This is a genomic window from Mesorhizobium sp. M1403 (assembly GCF_040317695.1).
Lineage (GTDB): Bacteria > Pseudomonadota > Alphaproteobacteria > Rhizobiales > Rhizobiaceae > Mesorhizobium.
This window is the reverse complement of sequence record NZ_JAMYKY010000002.1, coordinates 336,306-356,449: the sequence shown is the minus strand read 5'-3', so window position 1 is coordinate 356,449 and position 20,144 is coordinate 336,306. Positions and strand designations below refer to the sequence as shown.

Sequence of the window (20,144 nt, the reverse complement as noted above, 5' to 3'; positions counted from 1 at the left end):
AGTTCGTCGTGTGCTAAATTCCGACATGCCGTGGGTTATAGTCCCGGAACCACCGCAAGTCGGGCTGCGCTTGAGGCGACACCGAGAGCATCCTTGAGATTGTTCATCGCTATTTTCGATTTCGAGGCAAAGACGACAATCTTGTCGCCACCATAGATGCGTGGATTGCGGCTCTTGCCGGCACGAATCTCCTCCACATTGTAATTAGCAACCAGCGTATTTGAGCCAACATTACGATAGACAAAGACCTTTTTTGCGTCACCAACGGCATTGAACCCTCCGGCAAGGGCGATCGCATCGATGAGAGAGGAGTTGCTGGATACTGGAAAGATTCCGCCCCTGGTGACTTCACCGTCGACAGTAATGCGCTGGCCAATCGACTCCTTGACAAAAACCGACACATCGGGCGACTGCAGATATTTGGCGCCGTATGCCGTTTCGATTTCCTTCTCCAATTGACGGACAGTTTTTCCCGCCGCGGTCATGGTTCCGATAAGTGGAAGCGAAATCTGCCCGCCAGCATCTATCTGAACGGTTCTGTTCAGATTGTCGACCTGGAACACATTCACCTCGAGCACATCGTTCGGAGACAAAGGCTGCTCGCTGCCGTTCTGGGTGTTTTGCGGCGCAGGCAGGTCTTTTACGACCTGCAGAGCGCCGCCGCCCGAAAGTGGCGTCGACGACGATGTTAATTGCAGCGCATCGACCGAACCCGATGAAGATGGTCTCGTTGACGAGGCGCTGGTGCATGCCGACACCGAGAGTGAAGCAAGCACGACTAATATCGCGTCCATACGGCTTTTTGGGAACGTGAAAATGCCCATCACGCCATCCCGCCTTTGAACAAGCGACCCAATCCCCCAAAACGGCCGGCGCTGCCGGCGCTTGGTTTTCCTTGACGTGCTTTTCCGATCGGCTCGATGGGCCGGTTCGCCAATATTTCGCCTGGACGTTTCAACACCATATTGCGGGCCTCGTCGTCCCCACATCGCTTGGCAGCAGCAGCAACCGCCTTGGACAGCCCCGGACGGCGGCGCGTTGCGCTGTGAGTGTCCGATGCGATGATATCCACCCTGCCCTCGTCAATCAGCTTTTCTGAATAATAAAGGGCCGTGCGCCCAAAAGCACCAACAATCGAGTCTGCGGTAAGCTGGATAAGGCAGCCCACTGCGTTCAACCTCTCGATAACGTCGTAATTCGTTTTGATCCAGGTCAAACGCTCTGGATGAGTAAGAATCGGAATGAAACCGGCGTTTATGAGGCGTAGGGCAAGATCCTCCATTCGTGGAGGTAAGACATGATGCGGCGGTTCGAACAGAAAATAGCGGGACCTGTTCAAGGTCGGTACGCTGCCCGCCGCCAATTGGTCCGGAAGATCCGGCGCTATATGAACATCGGCGCCGACGTAGAGAGCAAGTGGTATGGCGGCGCTACGCAGCGCCTGGTGCAACTCTTGGACCGCTCGGACAATATTCGATGTTCCGTTCTCGTAAACGCCCGGTGTCACGTGTGGCGTGCACGCCATGTGGGTCGTTCCGTCGGCCACCGCCAGTCGAGCCATTTCCAGCGATTCGGCAAGATTGGGCGAGCCGTCATCGAGGCCGGGCAAGATATGGGTATGTAGATCGATCATGGGCGTTTGTGACTGCAGCGAAGCAACGTGGCGAAGTCATCCCCAAACAATATTAATGCGTCACCCGCAAGACAGCGAATGACGCATTTGTCGAGCGCATGCGATACGATGGATGCCAGGTCCCGGCTACTGGCGGACAGAGTTGTCGTCATCACGTAGGCCGATGACCAGCGTCGCACTCGCGGCAAAGGCTGCGCCTAAAGTTTCGAGCGCTAGACACATGCCGCCTTCCGCAGGATTAATCTTGACTGTCGCGTTTGCCGGACGTGTATCCAAAAGTTGCACCAACACACGCAGCAGCAAAGATTGCGATTCAACTATTTTGCCTGGATATACCGGCACTTCACCCTATCCGGCATGTTCGCCAGACTCAGAACGATACCCGGTCACGACACCAGCATGAACGCCAAGGCCATTCCATCTAACAACAGACACGCAGAAGCGCCATGCCCCTGCTACCGTTGCCCTATTTACGGTCAACTTAGTCGCTAACGGCGTGGCCGTTGTCGTTGTCCTGCGTTGCCGCCAGAATACCAGCGCCGCCGGCTAACCCAAGGAAGATCCACAACGGCTTGTTGTTGGTAATGCCCCCGGAATTGCCAGTTTGGGCGGTGTGCTCAGAACCGAGGACATTGAGGCAGATCTTATTCTCGACACGCGAGATATCGAGCGTCGAATTCGCCGGGACGCTCACATTGCAGCCACCGACCTGAACCGAAGCCGAGCCCTTGGCGCCAACCACGACACGACTGCCAAAATCCAGCGCGCCGCCCGCTTGCGCCGGGCCATAGCCAGCCACCTGCGAGATCATCACGTCGCCATTGACGCTGCCGAGCGATCCAATCGGATTTACGCCGTTATAGGCGGTTGCACAGGTGCACGACCCATCCTGCGCGAAAGACGGCACCGGGGCGAAGCCGGCCAACACAACAACTCCGGCCAACACACTTTTCACAACTAGGTTCATCCGCATCAATCCTTCTGTCCCACGTTACCTGACGCCCACCGAACCGCTAAGGTACTCAAAAGCGCGTAACAGCTTTCTACGCCAATTCCAACCCATTTCGCAATTGCGAGATAATTTTTGGTTTCGGTGTGGTTGATTGAACACACCATTAGAATATCTTAATACTCACCTTTACAGCCGCCCAATGGCAGGCTGCCGGCGGGCAGATCTGCCGTTCCTTGTGGCCGCTGACGCCACAGTGGCTCCGACGCATTGCACAATACCTTGCAACCAACAATTGTCCTGACGTCGTCCATCCATCTTTCGGCATTCCATGCAAGAACTACAAGTTGGGCGCGCAAGGTTTATACGTCGAGCCCGCCTGCGCGGGCACCCCGCACAGGAGCCCGGCATCGACGAGTTTCGCAGCCAGATCCGCGCCATTCGAGGTGAGGCATTGCACGACCACGGCGTCACCGAATTTTGACGCGACATTGCCATCGCAAGGCGTGCCTGTGCCGACAGGCTTGCAGTTCAAGGCGAGCCCTTGGTAATCCCGACGCACTGCCTCCGTCACAATGGCGCGCAAGGACTGTGGTTTGGCAAACGCGACGCCGCACAGCACGATCTTGCGGCCGGCGACGCGAAGATCGTCGATCGATTGAATGGCAAGCTTGCCCTCAAATGGCTCAAGCGTCGCTAGCGGCTTCGGCGGGTGCGAACGAACCTTCGTTCCTCGGTCCATGATGATGACGAAAAAGCCAATCGCAAAGACAAAGGCGACCAATGCAAACAAGCCTATTTTCTTGAGCGACAAATCCTTGCTCCCGCCGTGCCAAGCACACCTGTCTGTCGCCGATGCCCGACATTGCCTCGTTCAATCGGCGAAATTCTCTATTCGGTCAAACCATTCTACCGAGGCTTGCCCGCGGTGCTGTCGAGATACTGGGCAGCGCACAGACCAGATGGTAAAAGATGCCTGCCGGCACGTCTGTAGCCAGCGAGCGGCCACGCTCGTCGATGCGGTCGACCCACAGGCCAAGCGGCGCCGGATTGATGTGCCAGCGGAACAACCGGCCGACACGCGCCTCTATCTCAGGCTTCAGGTCAGGACCGCCCGAACCGTCCAGCGCGATTGCTGCCTTGATCGCTTCGGCCTGCGGCCAGCTGCGCGAGACGTGGTCGAGCGGCAGCCCTTGCCGCGAGACGGCGCCGTAGGCGAGGCCTGTGGCGCGGTTCAGGCCATTGGCAATCGCCGACGCGTAGAGTTTCCTGGCGAGGCCGGTCAAGCCGCTCTGGCCGCTGCGGCCGGCAAAGTCGACCAGCAGAGAGGCCCATTCGAAATGATGGCCGGGTTCGGTCCACGTGCCTTTCTCGCCAGGAGCCGGCCGCCATTCATGGTCAAAATATTCGCCAAGGGTCCAGCTTTCCGGGTCGAAGAAATGGCTGCGGAACAGATCGACGATGCGCGCGGCGCGGCGAAGATAGGCGCGCTCGCCGGTCGCCTGATGCCAGGCCAGGAACGCCTCGAGCAGATGCATGTGTGGGTTGGAGCGGCGCTCGCCCTCGCCGCTTGAGGTCTCAAGAAAGCCGGTCAGGCGCTGGTCCTCGAGATGCTCGTCGAGGAACGCAAATGTTTCCTCGCCTAGCCGCAATGCGTCGGGATTGCCGCACATATGGGCATGCGCCAGCGCCAGAAGCACGCAGGAATGGTCATAGGCATCCTCGGCGGCATCGGCGACGGTGCCGTCGACGTTGAGCGTGCGCACCCAGCCGCCATTATCGGTGCGGCCGTTCCTGGCCATGAATTCGAGGCCGTGGCTAATCAGCCGATCGGCCGGGCCGTTCCAGCCGCGCCCCTTGGCGACGGCGAAGGCGTAGATCTGCCTGGCCTGCGTGCGCATGCGCTTGGGTTTCATCAGCGGGGTGGCGTCGAAACCGAGCGCCTCATGGAACCCGCCATGGCGCTCATCGACGCCGACCGTCGACCACAGCGGCACCGTCTCCTCGAACAGCCAATGGTGCACGCGGCGTTGCCAGGCGCCGCTTTCGATGACGCGATCGTCGGCGGGCGTGAACCTGGTCTCCAGGCGGCCGCTCTTTTCGAGCTGCTCGACGATCTTCTTGACGTTCTGGCTGTGGCTGACCGGCGCGACGAAAGTGGCGTCGGCGGTCGAGACGATGGCGACGTCCTTCAGGCCAATGGCCGACAGCAGGCGGCCGTCGCTGCGGATATAGGAGTTCTCGCAATCGATGGCGACGACGTCGCCGACAATGACGTTGCCCTGCTTGTCGGACGGCCCGACGTCGAGCAGCGATTGCCAGGAACCGAGATCGTTCCAGCGAAAGCCGGCCGGCACCATGGCGATGCCGCTGGCGCGCTCCATGATCGCATAGTCGATCGATGTCGAAGGGATGGCGGCATAGAGCTCCAGAGGTGGAGTGCTGTCGGGGTGCATTGTTGCCGCCTCAGCGGCGTGACGATCAGGGTGCTTGGGAAAGCCATGCGCGGACCAATGTCAGGCGTCGACTTGACATTGGGCAGACGATCGCTGCCATACGCAATCAGCTGTGTCCCTCAGGTCAATAGATCTGCAGCCCTCGTCTGTTCAGGACCGCCAGCGTTGTGTGCCGGCCGTCGACGCTTATCTGGGCGCTGAGCTGGCCGCATTGGACGGGATATGTCGTGCGCTTGTCGTCACTCTGCCATGGGTTGATCGCCATGACGATACATTCATCGTCATCCACCATCACTTTGCGGATCAACGGTCCGTGTGCTTTCCATACCTCATGGGCAGGCCGGTCGATCAGCAGCCGGCCACGGGCCAATTTCTCGGAAAGCGTGGCGACCCTCTTCAACGACCGGACAAAAAGCGGAAGCTGCTCGTAAGGCTGTTGCGTTCCACTTTTCACTTGGGGCTCCCAGCCCCAGAGAACCACGCCCTTGGCGCCGCTGAAATAGGGCACGATCGCCATCGCCTCCACCAGATAGGATGGCAGTTCCTTGCCCTTCAACTCAGGATCTATGCGAGTGAACCGCATCCATTCGTAGGCGTATACCGGCTTGCCCCCCGAGGAGTGGGTACGCAGATAATTCGCCTCGACATTGGCCGCCATGTAGAAGACGGAGTCGGGATTGTCGTAATTGAAATAGATGCTGGCCACGGCGAAATCGACATATGGTTCGACAAGCTTCCACAGTCGCCAATCAGCTTGATGCGTATCATGGATTTGACTAGCGTTTTTTGTGAGAATATGGTCATCCCAGTCAAATGGCTGGATGCCGTAGATTCCGGCGTCGACGCCGGGATAGCGTTCGTTCGTCCATTCCAGTGGGAGCTGGAACCATTTCGCCCACTCGGAGAAGTAGTTCTCGTCGAATGTTTCCCTCGACACGCTACCGGCGGCTTGCCGCGTTGCCTCGTTCATCCAGGCTTGCTTCGTATCTCTCACGATGGGCAACTCGATATCGTGGACGTATATCCCCCTTGATACAGGCCGTGCTTTCTCAATGTTGTGCCGAATCGCCGCCTCGAAAGACGGCGACCTAAGCCATGGATTAAGCCAGTGATTGGATAAATCTTTCGCTCCGGAGCCTTTTTCATTCCGCGCATAGGGAACGTCTCGATAGGTGCTCAAAATCGTTACAGGCTTGAAACCCCTGTCGTGGGCGTTCTTGGCCATTTCGCCCATCGAAGCGTCGACCACGTTCCAATATGCCTTGAGATCACCCGCCATGGAGAATGCCGGAACGTTGCTCCAGCTAAAGTTCTGAGGCGATTGCGCAAGGCTGCTTTCGCTGTCGAGGAAAGAAAAAACGATGGCAGCAATACCCAGCATGGCCGACAAACGTTTGATCTCCTTTCGCTTCGTATATACCGAGAAGGTAACCTTCATCTCGACCTCACGCTTCCAACGTCATGCTCCGACAATTTAATTCAAGGCTCGCCACCGCCGCGCCTTGAATTGCTTCACACGATTCCACCAAAGTATTCAACCGTTCTGCGGCGACCCTCTTCCACACTAACTTTTCGCTCCCAGCAGAATTTCCCCGGGGCGTGCTTATATCGGGCAGCCGTAACCTGGATCATCTTGTGGACTCGCCTTTTTTATATGACTGGGGGCCGAAGATTTTGTGATCGGGCGTAGGATCACATTTAAGTTCTGCAATTCAGCGAACCCGGTGGACCGCGACTTCAATCAAATATCGCGATATTCTTCGGACCCCGAATTAAGCTCGGAACGCCCGCTCATCGCAATAACCGCGATCATTGCCTCATATGTGGCCAGCATCGTCGCATATAAAAGGCCGCTGGAACCATCCATAAAACCCCTGCGCCAAATATATACATAGAAGAATCGCGCAAATGGACGGGATAGTAGTGGAAGACGGTTGGCAAGGCGTTTTGCCCAGCGGCGACGACTGACCTGTGAGTGGACAGTGACGTGATCCTCGCCACTATCGCTCCTTAGCAAGACACGGGCTTCGTCCTCCGCGTAGCGAACGTGCTTTCTTAGCCATGCCGCTACTCCCTGCGAAAAATTGAAGTGTAAGTACGGCTCCGGGAACATTCCGACTTGCTCAGGCGGCAAATCCTCCCTCTGGCCATGACCTACCTGTTTGAACCGTAACTTGTCTCGGCGACCAAGACGAACCTGATATGACGGATACATCCCCGCGTTTTTTAGCCAACGGCCATTCAGCATAGTCTTCGAGGGAACAAGATAAGCGTATATCCCTTGACTGGGTTCAAGGTTATTAAGAGCTTTCGTAAATTTATCCGTCGCGACTTCGTCAGCGTCGAGATGCAAAATCCATTCATGCTTGAAATCAATCTCATTGAGCCCAAAATTTCTTTGGCGTGCAAAATCGTCAAAACGTCTGTGGTATACCCGACCACCTGCAGCTTGCACAATATCAACCGATTTATCGATGCTTCCCGAATCCACCGCAACAATATCATCACACCAGCTGAGTGCGTCTAAACATCTTGGTAGATTCTTCTCTTCATTGTATGTTATTAATAAAACTGAAACCTTCATTCTTTTGTCATCCAGGCCCACGCCGTTGAGACTATGGTTTCTATATCGGAATGACGCGGGTACCACCCCAGAATTTTCTGCGCCAGCGAAGCATCTGCCACAAGGAGAGCGGGGTCTCCACTTCGACGATCCTTATACTCTACCGCAATCCGACGCCCGGTAAATCGCTCAGTGACCGCAATGATCTCCTTGACCGAAATACCCACGCCTGCACCAAGATTAACACCCCGGAAACCCAGAGGCGGCGCGGACAGTGCTAAATTCAAAGCAGCAACATGTGCGGTCGCAAGGTCAGAAACATGGACATAGTCACGAATACATGTTCCATCCGGAGTGTCGTAATCTGTCCCATATACGCTTACAGTTCTTTTCTGGTCACGAGCCGCCAACAACACGAGTGGTATCAAATGAGTTTCTGGATCATGCGATTCACCAATCTCACCATCGATATCGCAACCCGCCGCGTTAAAGTAGCGAAGAGCTATACTTGTTCCCCCATAGGCCTCTGAATAGTCCTTCAGCATACTTTCAGAAGCGAGCTTTGTTCTCCCATATGGATTTATGGGTCTTTGATCGTCAGCTTCGGTTATGGGCAACCTCTCTGGAATGCCATAGGTGGCGCAACTAGACGAAAAAACAATCTTGTCGACATTCCGCGCTCTGAGCCGGCTTACCAAGGATATAGTTCCTGCAACATTGTTGTGGTAATATTTCTCCGGATCAACAACCGACTCGCCGACATAAGCAGCGGCAGCGAAATGAATAGCGGCAAGCGGGTTGTAGGTCGAAATTACTTTATCGAGACGTTGCGGGTCACTTATGTCGCCCACTTCTAGCGGTCCCCACTTCACGGCACTGCGGTGACCGGTGACTAAAGAGTCGTAAGTGACCGGGGTATATCCATGTGCCGATAGAGCCTTGCAAACATGGCTACCGATGTATCCTGCGCCCCCAGTTACGAGGATATTTCGCTCACTCAAGGCTTTACCCCTCAACTTGTCAATTTACTTTGCGTTTAAAGATGCGCTGCCCGGATCGACATGAGCAACAATCGATGGTTTGATTGCTGATGGCGTAGAAGTTCCTTACGGGTGAGACCGGTTTCCCTTGCGAACCAACTTACTGTCTTGATGGAATTTCTTGGCGATTCGTCTACTCTTTTTCAACGAAGGCCGACTTTCTTTGCGGGGTTTCCGACCACGATGGTTTTTTCATCGACATTCTTCATTACGACCGATCTAGCCCCAGCGATCGCGCTGGCACCAACCGTCACACCGGGACCGATGAAGGCATCCGCACAAATCCAAGCCCCTGATCCAATGACGATCGGGCGCTTTTCCAGAGGCATGGTAGGGTCGCGGTAGTCATGCGTGCCCGCGCACAGATGCGCTCCCTGTGAAACGGTGACCCGGTCGCCCAGTGAGATGGGTCCGAGGGCGTAAAGGATGGCCCGATCGCCAACCGCCGACTGATCGCCGATCGTGAGGTTCCATGGAATGGTGATCCGAACAGTCGGATAAATATGCACTTCGCGCCCAATCCGGGCGCCGAACAAGCGCAGAACAGCCCTTCGCCATCCCCAAAAAGGCCGCGGGCTCCAGGCAAACAACGGGCGCGAAAGATCCCAGAAGAAGCGGCCGGCGAGCTCTCGTCTCGACCATTTGCGCGCGGCGCGGTTGCCGGCAACGTCGAGCTTGAATTCATCTCTCACGTCGACTAAATCCACGCGCGCGCAACTAGGTCGGTCATCATTTTCGAGAACCAGCGATAGACCGCCTGCACCTTTCTGGCAATGCCAGCCTAGACGAATCACGATCCGTCACGCCCGATCCCGTCGCCCTATCGCGGTGCAACTCTCTGCGAGCGACACCGCCTTAGCCCATGCGACTACTTTCCGCGCGCTGAGTTCCCCGCAAAATGTTCGTGTACGCGGCAACCATATCGGCTGCAATCCTTGTCCACGAGTAATCGCGGATCATCCACTCTCGCCCTCTTGTCCCCATGGAAGCAAGCACTTCCTTTGGCGTTGCCATGGCTACCGCCAGCGCCTCGGCGAGTGGTTCGACCCCGTGATCGATCCACCAACCACAGCCATTTTCGATCAGCCCTTTCCAAGGCGCGCCTTTTGTGGAGATGACTGGTGTCATATTGACCAAAGCTTCAGGGACAACCAATGCGAAATTTTCATTTCTTGTGGGCAGCACAAAGATCTCCGCATCTTGGTACGCTTCCTGCTTTTCCTGTCCATATATGGCTTCGCCAAACAGAACGCTTTTCACACCAGAAATTGCCACCAGTTGCTGCAAATGCTCCAGGTGTCCTCCCTCGGGAGGGCCAATTATCTTTAATTGCCAGTCCTTGTATTCACATTCGATACGCTGCCATGCGTTTATGAGCGTATCGAGGCCTTTTTTGGGGTGAATCCTTCCAAGGTACAGAATTGTTTTCTTCCCAACTTGGCGGGATTCAATATCGTTAAGTTCTGGAACATCAATTCCGTTCGGCACAACAACCGTATCGTTGTTTAAGCCGAAAATACGAAACTCAGCGGCTTCTTCCTCGGCAGTTGCATGGAGACATGCGGCTTTTGCAAGACTCTCTCTCTGGAATAGAGCGAGCGATATCCGTTTCTTTGTAGGGGAGAAGCTTAAGGCGGTTGGCGACAGCATTCCATGAGGTGATACGATATAGGGTCTTCCGGTTGCGTTCGTCCACTGCAGGACCGAGCGGGACGGATGCATCCAGAGACCATGAAGGTGAACTAAATCAGGATTCCAATCTATCAGCCCACGCGCCATCATGGGTGCGTAACCTAACGACCGAGGCCCTATCCGCGTATAGATTTTTGGTGTCGGTCCGCTCCATGTTTGATTATCGCCAGCGCGCCAAGCCTCATCGGCGAGGCTGAATACGCCCACCTCAACGCCGGAGTCCGCCACATACCGCGCGAGGGACTCGACAACAGCCGCGACACCGCCGCCTGAGCGCGAAATGCTAGCCACCACCATTGCTACTCGCATAGGCGCACACTCACCGAAGCAGCCGGTCGATAGTAAATGGGGATAGACGACATCTCTTCCGTAGATCATCAGTCATATTTTGTTCCAAATCTTTCGAGAAATTGGGCAACGGCATTGGCGAAAGGTTCGGGTCCAAATTTCGCGGCCACCGACCGAGACGCGACCTCGGCCTCCTGCCAGCGGATTGTATCCCAGGAAGCGATCGACCGCAGTGCCTCGGTGATGGCGCCTACTTCACCAGAACGAAACAAAACCGAGTTGCTTTCTGTTGCCAGGTCTGGCGCCGAGCCAACAACCTGCGACAAGGCAAGGGCACACCCACTAAGGGTAGCTTCATGCGCCACCAACCCCCAAGGCTCGTACAAGGACGGAAGGACTAGGCAGCGTGCATTTCGAAACACGTCGGCCAGTTGTGCCGGCTGAAGAAAATCGGTGACCTGAATTTGCGGATGATCCGGCAACTGGTCGCGCAATGGCCCGGCCCCGCAGATCTGAAGAGACCAGTCTGGATTGCCCACAGCGAAGTCTGCGAATGCCTTCGCCAGGCCGACGACGAACTTCACCTCGACGAATCTTCCTACAAACAAAAAACGCTTGGGGCGCGAATGCAGCGCCGCCTCCCCGTTGAATACTGCGGGATCGGCGCCATACAGTCCCTGCAGCACCGTGGCTGGCCGGTAACCCATGCGCGCGGCGTATAGCGTTCCGGAGACGCCCGGCACGAACACGCCGTCGAAGCGCCGCCTAAAAAAAAGCCGATGTCGTATCGGATCTAGCAAACGCTGGCGTGGAGTTCCTTGCCAGTTCGAATCGGTTTGCAGCACCACTTTTCCACCATCCGACCGGCAGCTCGCGCCAAGCGAATTGAACGCAGGCCAGTAAAACCCTCCTTGGAAAAACAGGTCGGGCGAACGCAGCCCGAGGCTGGCCCAGTCTGTTTTGGCATCTCGGCCGTCGATCCAGTGCACAGCCTGGCCGAGATGACTCTCCATGCCGACGAGGGGAAAAACAGGCCGGGTTCCAATGACCGTTACCTTTCCGGGAAATCTCTCGATAACGGAGCGAATGCAACGCGCCGCGTAATTAGGAAGGCTCGGCCAGGCAAACGCTATAGACTCAATACTGCGTGAGGTCATGCCCAGTTTCCACCTTTGCATCCGCTGCTAGCGGCCAACATAATATCGCCCAGCTCCAATAGGATACCTATGCCTACCGTACAGCAACCGCCTCGAGCTACTGGCAAGTGATCCTGCTCCTGCTGCATACAGATAAACCATCATTGTGTGAGTCGCGAAAACGCCAAGAAATGCAGCTTCAATAAAGCTCATAAATACACATACAACAATTGCCATCATGTAGAAATCTATGTACTCACTATTGACAACTCTTTTACCCCTCAAAAAATTCAATTTAAATAAGTATCCAATTACCAAAAAGAGAAAAACCAGCAAGATTCCGAGCGCAACAAATCCGCCACTGTATGCTGCAGATATCCACGTGCTCTCGATAAAGCCGTATCTTGGAGGATCTCCGCCTGGTGCCCCACCAAACCAAGGATTCTGAAGAAATGCGTCCCATCCAGACGCCCATGTATCAGAGCGGGTATCGGTGCGGCCCTCAATAAAACGTGACCAAATCAACTCGGACGTCGAGGCATAAAATGAGACGTAAGCTATCGGCAAAACCAGGATGCCCAGGCTCATCAGGTAAAGGAAACGTCGCCAATCCAGAAAATAGCGGCTCGCTGCAGCGATACATATCATGGAAGAGAGAAACCCAAGGCGCGATCCGGTCAAATATTCGATGAAAAGCACAATTGACAACAAAAGAGCGGAGGAAAGACCAGCAATCCTAAACACCCCATATCGAACAATATAATACAACAGTACCGGAGTGCACAACGCAATTGACATTGCCAAATGCTGAGGGTTTGCCGTTATTCCAAAAAATCGTTTACTGAGGAGAACTGTCGAACTGTGCTCAAAATATATGTATACGTATATGTTAGTTAGAATAAATAATACAGAAAAAACGTATAGAGCCTCCGCCACATAGGATACACCGCTTCTTCTCATAATATCGTCTTGCTCGTGCACGTATGTGCACAGAACGAATAAACTTAATTGAACGAATATTGCGAATGATCCTTGAAAGAAAATGCTATAATTGCCGTACAGCATCAATTTTATGAGAATAATTAGGTTAACCGCCGCGACGTAAAACGATGCGTTACGCCAAGCTGCGCGATTAAGCCGTTTGCCAGATTTCAATGTGACCGCAATCGCCAGCAACATTGCGCCTAGCGACAAGGTCCGCCCCTGAGAGAATAGTGCTTCGAGTGGGCCATTCATGGGAGCATATAGTTGGCCTTCGAAATCTTGCGCCCTGGCGAAAGCGGCAAACCACAGCGCGGCGCCCGAGGCCACCACAACAATCAATCTCCCGATTCGGGAGGATTTACCGACTTCATTACTTGCCATCATCTCATCGGAGGTCCGCGCTCATTACTTTACAGCCAGGGCAGTTAGCCGTTTCACAGAAACCTGGACCTGCCCTATTTGTTTCAGCCACATTTCCGCGACGCTAGATAATTCCGCATGGTTGGAAAAATACTCTAGTGGCTTCCGTCTGGCATAGCGACCCCGAGCGGATTCCCTTTGACGCGCATTCATGCGAGTCTTGCAATGCGCACAGGAATATCCTTGCGCCGTCCGGCGGCCGTGATTGAGGATCGTAGCACGCCACAGAAGCAGGCCTGGCGTGCCAAGATCATCGTGTAGAATGCCGGGAACGTGGACGCCATCGAGATTATTGAACGAATCGGCAAATCCAGGACTTGTGTGCAGCCCTGGCAGGCGCGCTTCGCCGCGAAAAACTTTGAGGAGATGTTGAGGCGGAACGGGGACTTCACGGAACCGTCCAGCCGGTGGTGGTGCTGACGATGAGGCCCTGCCGGCGAAGACGACGCGCTCACCAGGAACATCAGCGTCTTAAAAGCGACTTCCAATATTCGATCAGCAATCGTTCTACGACATAGGCGCATCTAAGCGACCAGCGAAAAATACCCAGAAAATCCATCTTACCAGACAGGAGGAGATGCGCGAATAGACGTGAAAATGAGCCGATGTCTTTCTTTCGCCCTGCAAGATCTAAGTTAAACGAGACACCGCCCCCCATGTGGAGATCGTATATCGAAACGGGAATATCAACGACAGCAACGTTCGATTTATACGTAACATCCAATACAAATTGTGTGTCTTGGAACTTCTTTAGCTTTGGCATAAATAGATTGCCTGTCGCATGCTCACGCCTGACACAGACCCCACCAATCTGAAACCTGCTAAATTTACGAAGATTCCCGTAAAAATCGAAACTGCCGTCGGGCTTCACAAATCGCTTTTTACACTCCTTTTCAGAAATAACGTAAGCATCTGAGCTCGATCTCACCAAAACAGGAGCAAGGAGTGTGTCCGGCAGAACTCCATGTTGCCGGCGATATCGCTCGATCTCTTGACGGAACACCTGGTTTCTATCCGGCAATGCCTCGTCGTCATCATCCAGGAATATAACAAATTCGCACCTGGATGCGAGCATGCCAAGGTTTCTGGCGCCTGCTCCTCCCAACCGGCCACCAGTAGAAATCACACGAACGCCATCGATGCTGCCGGCGGCAAGCGACACCGATTCACCCAGGAATCTCTCCTCGTCGTCGACGATAACTATTATCTCATCATTTTTCGTCATCGCCAAACTCTTCAGTGCCCGTTCCAGCAACAGAGGACGACGATACGTTGGAACGATGCAAGCGAACGTTACCGACAGACGGCTGTCAACATCATCTTTAACGTCCATCTACGCGCTCGAAATAGGCATGGCTCTCAAAGCACCATTGCACAGATGTGACGCTAATTACCTCTCTCTTTCGCAGAAAAAACATTATCTCACCCTCTTGTTTCTCTGATCTTGAACTTTATTGGCGTTCGCCAAGAAGGAACATGCTCCAGGCTCTTGGAGAACGCGTCACAAACAATGACCAACCTCCCACGCACCACGCATTTACGACTTCGATCCTATATTGACGCAACATCTGACCGAGGCATCTCAATAACGGTTCTTCCTCGGGACCGCCGATATCGAGCGACCGCTGCCCGTAAGTCCGTGGGTTTTCAAGCGGCACGTTCTGAGCCGGAAATGCCGGCTCCAATCGTGTCAATGAACTGCTGCCTCCATCCGCCGATGAGTGCGCCCCGGTCACTTGGCAGGAGGGAATTAGTTGGCCCTGAGCATATAGGAGGGCCCAACAAAAGTTCGCCCAGTGCCTCGTGATGTCCGTAGGCAACGGCGATATGGCCAATGCCGTTAGCTGCCGCGAAGGCGGCAATCACCGATCCCTCGCGCGTCACTGGCTCGATACCGAGCTGCATTGCGCGACCGAAGATGCCAGACGCCTGATCATAGTCCGGCGAGTAGCAGGCCCAAACCATATCGGTGACGCCGTAGAGGCTCTCGAGTTCCGAGTCGGTGATGAACCGGTCAATGATCAGCGCTCCGGCCCTCTTAAGCCGTGCAACGAACTCGGCAGCTGGCGCTGGCACGGAGCCTGCCCCGACAACCAGCACTTTCTCGGTGATATTCGGATGACGCTCCAGCGTTTCCACCAGGAAGGCGAGCCCCTTATTTGCACTCAAGGTCCCAATGACGGACAGCACGGACCTGCCTGCGGCACGCCTTACCACGTCTTCCGACAGTTGGGTGCTGCCGGGCCGTCGCAAGGTCTCGCCATCATGCAGGTCCCAATATTGCGGATCGAACACACCACAATGCGCGACCTCGGCATGGCGGGGAGCCACGTCGAACGGCGTGATCGACGCCACCGTCAACCGCGGCAACAAGCGCAACGCGCGAAAGGCGTAGCGCTTCAAAGGATGGACCCAGCGCCCGGTCTCGAAGCATTTCTGGGCACGTAGGAATAGCGCCACGGTTGGGCGGCCAAGCGCGCTACGAGCGGCCGCGATCGCTGCAAAGGACACCATGTCCTCGTCGAGCATGGCAAACAGCAGACGCTCCGCGGCCACGAGTCTCCGGAACAGGGTGAAATTCATCCGTCCTGATACTGGCTGGAGCGCGAAGATTGCGCTTAGTGTATCGAGATAGGATTGACGATGACCGGTGGTCGTGACTGAGTAGACGAGATGTTCCCTCGCGGTACGCACCCTATCGATGGCGGCCGGCACGTTCGTCATCCTCGAATCTTCCCCAATATCACAAGGATTTTTTCGACGTCTCGTTCAGTGGAACAAAAGAACCAAAATGAGCACGGCTCACACAGTAAAATGTGCCGTGCCGTGGACACCGCGCGATATGTTACCCTTTGAGAAATATCGAAGAAATTTTATGCCAAATTGATCACTCCAGAGCTGTAGTATCTTCTGTTCTCCAGCGCGATGAATATCATCAAGAAACACGACGTAATCTTGCGCAAGGTGTTCCTTGAGCGCCGGCAGTGCAGGATATCGCGCCATTTCATAGCCCACTTCATAAGCAGGAGGGCCATCGATGAGCACACAATCAATCGACAAATCTTCTAACGCTGAGGCAACGATTCCTTGATCGTACCAGTTTAAGTTGTTTCTGCTCAATTTGGAGGGTCCCAATGGGGCGCGAACGACCGATACAAATTCGGATAGATTCAAAGCCGATAGACGGTCTTCAACGAAAGTTGCCCACTCTACATCGCTCTCGAAGCTGACAATTCGACCGCCAACCCGCGACAGCACTTTAGCAATGTAGATTGTGGATATGCCGCTTCCAAATTCCACGATTGTTTTGCGAGAGTTGATTTCAATTTCGTTAAGAACGACCTGCAGAGCTGAAGGAAGCAGGGACGCATCGGACCACGGCAAGTACGGCAGCCCCAGCCGGGATAACTCGGCTGCGGCTCGTGTGTCATTGGAAAGTTGGGCAAAGCGGTTCAGCTTTGTCGTGATCCTGTTAATCACCGTCATGCGCTCGTAACTCCGCTTCGTTTCAGTCATTTGAATTCCCTTCAAGGGGTCCTCCGCGCGGGAGGTCGCCACAGAAGGTTAAAAGATCCTGCTATTGGATCGCCCAGTCGTCAGGCATGGGCACTTCGTCTTGCATAGTCAAAGAAATCCTTGGGAGTGCGCCACGGCATAAAGGCAGAGCGCGACATCATAACAAAGATCGGTCTTGTGCGGCGCGGGATGGCCAAGGTGAGGTAGGTAGCCGTGGCATACGACAGGAGCGTCGCAAACGCGGCCCCCACACTCCCGTAGTGAGGAATAAGAAGAAAGTTAAAAGCCACATTAGTAAGCGCGCCGAGCCCTTCGGTTAAGACGAAAAATGTGGCGCCCCCCCCTATAATTGTCCACCTCGTGAATGCAATCCGCATGAACAGGAAAGGCGCAGACAGAACGTGAACCATCAAGATCGGAACGGACGGGCCATATTCAACTCCGAACAGAAAACGGATAAGCGGCCCACCGAGCAAGTACATCGTGGCTATCATGCCAAGTCCAGCAAGCCATAAGATGTCGAAAACGGTCTGGAACTGTCTGTTAAACAAATCCTGATCGGCTTTTGCCGTCTCGATCAGCTTAGGGAATACACTAGCCACCAAAGCAGCAGGGATGAAGTATGCCGCCTCAGAAAGGGTCGCCGCCACTGCATACCTGCCTACCTCTGCCGGTCCAGCTAACCAGCGAAGCATCATCACATCAATTTTTAAGTAGATTAGCCCAAATATCGACCCAACGAAAAGCAACCAGCTCTCAGCAAGCAACAGCCTGGCCAATGCCGGAGAGAACCGCCATTGCGACAAAGGCGGCCCTTTCTGCCGCTTGTAAAAGCGGAGCGAGAGCGCAACACCAATTAGTACCTGAACGACATTCGCAGCTGCGAATGCGATCACAGTAAATCCCATCCATACGAGCCCTAGTTTTCCCAAACCGACCAACAATACTGACATGCTGGAGGAGATCGCGTTGTACCGCGCTTGAACGCGCGAGTGAAACCAGAGACCGAAAAATCCTGACAGTGATGCCAGGGGAATAAAGACTGCGGCTAGAAGCAGCATCGTCCGCTCGGTCGAATTCACGCTCGTAAAGAGCGTATAAACGACCAAACCCGCAGCTCCTAACAAATGGCCAGCAAACTTCAACGTGAACACTGTGCCGAGTACTCTAGGCACATCATCAGGGCGATTGATGATCTCTCGAATCACTAACCCATCGAGCCCAAGTTGGCCAACTACTGAGAACAGCAATGCCGTAGAAAACGTATATGATAGCAGCCCAAAGTCACTCGGCCCAAGATAGCGCGCCACCACCGCTACCACTAGAAGACCCATTAGACTTGTCAGCAGCCTATCGGATATTAACCAAAGCGAGTTCGCTATATACCTCCAGTATCGCCTAGTCAATTTTGAAAACAATCTGAATAGGACAAGGCTCTTATGCACGACCGGGCTCGCTTCTATTACTCATTTTTCTACCGCTTCCTCGGATGACATATTGATTTCTCTAAAATAAGAACTTTTCACGCGAAGTTTTTGCGAAGCAACGCACAAACAATATCGCCATCCTCCCAAGCTGCTCGTCATCCCGCTCTTCTTCCATTCACGGGCCCGATTGACCTTGCCGGCACTCCTCCAGCTAATGTATCCGAACCTACGCTTTTCGTTACCACACTACCTGCCGCTATCACGCTCCTCGCACCAATTCTTACTCCTTTCAAAATAGTGACACCTTCACCCAGCCAAACATCATCCCCAATAATTATAGGTGCAGTATTGCAAGGCCGCCCGTAGCGCCGTTCCATAAAATCTATTGGATGAAAATCCGTATCATAAATTCTACAATTCGCACCAATAAGCACATGATTGCCAATAGTGATCGAGTTGGAGCAGAAGATTGCAGCTCCTGATATTCCAGTATTGTCGCCAATCGTCAACGTGGCGCCCTCTCCAGCTACCAACTGTGTAGGATGATTGATGCCAGCACGATTAAAACGTGAGCTATTTACGATTGTTACGTTCTCACCAATAACGATCTGGCCACGCGCGCTCAATCCCAACGGGCCAAGAACCACAAGGCCCCTTGGTGGAGATACTCCCCGGACGCGCAGTTGAACACGAGCTCTGAAAGACCAATACCATTTAGTTGCCAAATTATAAATATATACAACATGCGACATCATTTATTATCTAACATTCTGTCATAAACAGACATCGTTTTCTCGACGCCGGCCCCGCCACTGAAATTTTTTATAGCAAATCCGACTGAATTCCGGCCCATTTTTACTCTCTTGTGGCTGTCACACAGTTCGTTGACAGCAGATACAAACGAGTTTGGATCATGCCAACTGAATACCTTTCCGGTATGACCATCAATCACCAATTCAACCAAATGCGGAATATTGGTCACTAGGCTAGGTTTCCCTAATGCAGCACCTTCGAAAACACTTCTCGCGCTATGAGGCTCTGTGAAAGGAGCGATTATAACATCAGAGGCCAACATCAGAGGAACCGGAGTCTCCACAAAATCCAGCGCAGCACATCGGGCGCTCTGTCTTGTGGCCTCGTATGCCTCCAAAGCGTAGCCCGTCTTGATTTTTGGAAACCCAGCAATGACAAATCGGGCCGCAGGATGCAATTTTTGCGTAATCGATTCGACCAACCTCACCAACTCAAGGACGCCGTTTGACGGAGCAACACGAGCTAGGAATAGGAAAACTACATCGCCTGACTCCCAGGCTTGATCACGCTTATATTTCTTTCCCAATGTGATGTCGGTGTGAAACGTGGCCTCGTCCACGAAGTTATATACAACGGTCCCATCTATATTGTTGCCTCCTAGCGTCTTCAAACCAGCTTCGTCAATGCTGATAAAGGCATTCACGTGCCTCCTATTAAGTCCAGCCAGTGCTCTACCCCACCTATTTGAGAGCAGAGGTTCGCGCACGTGAGCGATCACCGGCAACTTTGGTGACGCCGTATGAGCACCGGCTGCGGCCGCCACCAAGCAGGTTGAATTCAGATGCACTAGGTCAGGGCGCACTGCATTAACTACACGCCTCGCGCATCTTGCGGTCAGTGGATATGAAGCGATCGCGTAGGCGCGGCCTGCAAATTTGTGATTGGGGGCCACTGATGAACCATTAAATGGCCGGATATTTCTCTCTTCAAGGACCTCAGCACCGGCTTCAGAGAATAGCGCCTTGACCGCATCATTGTCGATCCGCTTGGGCATAACTACGATTGGTTGAAATCGTTCGCGATCAAGACCTTTGATGAGCAACGAAAGGCTACGTGGCGCACCTCCCAAACCGGTAGCATGGTGAAAATACAACACTTTCTTCACCATCCCATTTCAAACCTCTCCTTGCAAATACCTAAAACCAGCTGCCTGCAGTACTTGAGCGAAATGACAGCAAGCCGTTTCCAAGCCCCAGATCGGCAAACGACAGAAAGGCAACGAACGAA

Annotated in this window: 18 protein-coding genes and 1 pseudogene; all 19 read right to left on the bottom strand. The window is 54.0% G+C overall.

Features of this window, described 5'->3' with window-relative positions; genetic code table 11:
* Nucleotides 1-35: 35 nt before the first annotated feature.
* On the bottom strand, nucleotides 36-824 hold the full coding sequence (locus NKH01_RS06415; RefSeq protein ID WP_353019614.1) for a polysaccharide biosynthesis/export family protein: 789 nt from the start codon (nucleotides 822-824) through the stop codon (nucleotides 36-38).
* A complete protein-coding gene (locus NKH01_RS06410; RefSeq protein WP_353019613.1) occupies nucleotides 824-1,633 on the bottom strand; it encodes a tyrosine-protein phosphatase in 810 nt (269 codons plus the stop codon). The genes NKH01_RS06415 and NKH01_RS06410 overlap by 1 nt, the downstream gene beginning before the upstream one ends.
* 126 nt (nucleotides 1,634-1,759) lie before the next feature.
* Nucleotides 1,760-1,975 carry a hypothetical protein gene (locus NKH01_RS06405; protein WP_353019611.1) on the bottom strand — a complete coding sequence of 72 codons (216 nt, stop codon included), beginning with the start codon at nucleotides 1,973-1,975 and terminating at the stop codon, nucleotides 1,760-1,762.
* Nucleotides 1,976-2,114: 139 nt separating this feature from the next.
* Nucleotides 2,115-2,600, bottom strand: a complete 486-nt coding sequence (locus tag NKH01_RS06400) for a hypothetical protein (RefSeq protein ID WP_353019608.1) — start codon at nucleotides 2,598-2,600, stop codon at nucleotides 2,115-2,117.
* Between the two features lie 322 nt (nucleotides 2,601-2,922).
* Entirely contained in the window at nucleotides 2,923-3,396 is a 474-nt protein-coding gene (locus tag NKH01_RS06395; RefSeq protein ID WP_353019606.1) for a hypothetical protein, read from the bottom strand.
* A gap of 95 nt (nucleotides 3,397-3,491) precedes the next feature.
* Nucleotides 3,492-5,017, bottom strand: a pseudogene (locus NKH01_RS06390) (AGE family epimerase/isomerase); the annotation flags it as partial.
* A 145-nt stretch (nucleotides 5,018-5,162) separates the two neighbouring features.
* The gene (locus NKH01_RS06385) at nucleotides 5,163-6,476 is read right to left on the bottom strand and encodes a hypothetical protein (RefSeq protein ID WP_353019604.1); all 1,314 of its coding nucleotides are present in this window, start codon (nucleotides 6,474-6,476) and stop codon (nucleotides 5,163-5,165) included.
* 303 nt (nucleotides 6,477-6,779) lie between these two features.
* A complete protein-coding gene (locus NKH01_RS06380) occupies nucleotides 6,780-7,622 on the bottom strand; it encodes a glycosyltransferase family 2 protein (protein WP_353019602.1) in 843 nt (280 codons plus the stop codon).
* Nucleotides 7,619-8,602: a UDP-glucose 4-epimerase GalE gene (galE, locus tag NKH01_RS06375; RefSeq protein WP_353019599.1), complete on the bottom strand. Its 984-nt coding sequence runs from the start codon at nucleotides 8,600-8,602 to the stop codon at nucleotides 7,619-7,621. The genes NKH01_RS06380 and galE overlap by 4 nt, the downstream gene beginning before the upstream one ends.
* A 182-nt stretch (nucleotides 8,603-8,784) precedes the next feature.
* Complete coding sequence (locus NKH01_RS06370) at nucleotides 8,785-9,333, bottom strand: LbetaH domain-containing protein (protein WP_353019597.1); 549 nt, start codon at nucleotides 9,331-9,333, stop codon at nucleotides 8,785-8,787.
* 163 nt (nucleotides 9,334-9,496) lie between these two features.
* Nucleotides 9,497-10,711, bottom strand: a complete 1,215-nt coding sequence (locus NKH01_RS06365; RefSeq protein WP_353019594.1) for a glycosyltransferase — start codon at nucleotides 10,709-10,711, stop codon at nucleotides 9,497-9,499.
* Nucleotides 10,711-11,778, bottom strand: a complete 1,068-nt coding sequence (locus tag NKH01_RS06360; protein WP_353019591.1) for a glycosyltransferase — start codon at nucleotides 11,776-11,778, stop codon at nucleotides 10,711-10,713. Before NKH01_RS06360 ends, NKH01_RS06365 begins: the two co-directional genes overlap by 1 nt.
* 27 nt (nucleotides 11,779-11,805) lie before the next feature.
* Nucleotides 11,806-13,122 carry an O-antigen ligase family protein gene (locus NKH01_RS06355; protein ID WP_353019590.1) on the bottom strand — a complete coding sequence of 439 codons (1,317 nt, stop codon included), beginning with the start codon at nucleotides 13,120-13,122 and terminating at the stop codon, nucleotides 11,806-11,808.
* 502 nt (nucleotides 13,123-13,624) lie between these two features.
* Complete coding sequence (locus tag NKH01_RS06350) at nucleotides 13,625-14,494, bottom strand: glycosyltransferase family 2 protein (protein WP_353019589.1); 870 nt, start codon at nucleotides 14,492-14,494, stop codon at nucleotides 13,625-13,627.
* A gap of 314 nt (nucleotides 14,495-14,808) precedes the next feature.
* The gene (locus NKH01_RS06345; protein WP_353019587.1) at nucleotides 14,809-15,885 is read right to left on the bottom strand and encodes a glycosyltransferase family protein; all 1,077 of its coding nucleotides are present in this window, start codon (nucleotides 15,883-15,885) and stop codon (nucleotides 14,809-14,811) included.
* Between the two features lie 78 nt (nucleotides 15,886-15,963).
* Complete coding sequence (locus NKH01_RS06340; RefSeq protein ID WP_353019585.1) at nucleotides 15,964-16,677, bottom strand: class I SAM-dependent methyltransferase; 714 nt, start codon at nucleotides 16,675-16,677, stop codon at nucleotides 15,964-15,966.
* 80 nt (nucleotides 16,678-16,757) lie between these two features.
* Nucleotides 16,758-18,122: a flippase gene (locus NKH01_RS06335; RefSeq protein WP_353019583.1), complete on the bottom strand. Its 1,365-nt coding sequence runs from the start codon at nucleotides 18,120-18,122 to the stop codon at nucleotides 16,758-16,760.
* A gap of 137 nt (nucleotides 18,123-18,259) precedes the next feature.
* The gene (locus tag NKH01_RS06330) at nucleotides 18,260-18,856 is read right to left on the bottom strand and encodes a DapH/DapD/GlmU-related protein (RefSeq protein WP_353019581.1); all 597 of its coding nucleotides are present in this window, start codon (nucleotides 18,854-18,856) and stop codon (nucleotides 18,260-18,262) included.
* Nucleotides 18,856-20,025: a glycosyltransferase family 4 protein gene (locus tag NKH01_RS06325; protein ID WP_353019579.1), complete on the bottom strand. Its 1,170-nt coding sequence runs from the start codon at nucleotides 20,023-20,025 to the stop codon at nucleotides 18,856-18,858. The genes NKH01_RS06330 and NKH01_RS06325 overlap by 1 nt, the downstream gene beginning before the upstream one ends.
* Nucleotides 20,026-20,144: the final 119 nt, after the last annotated feature.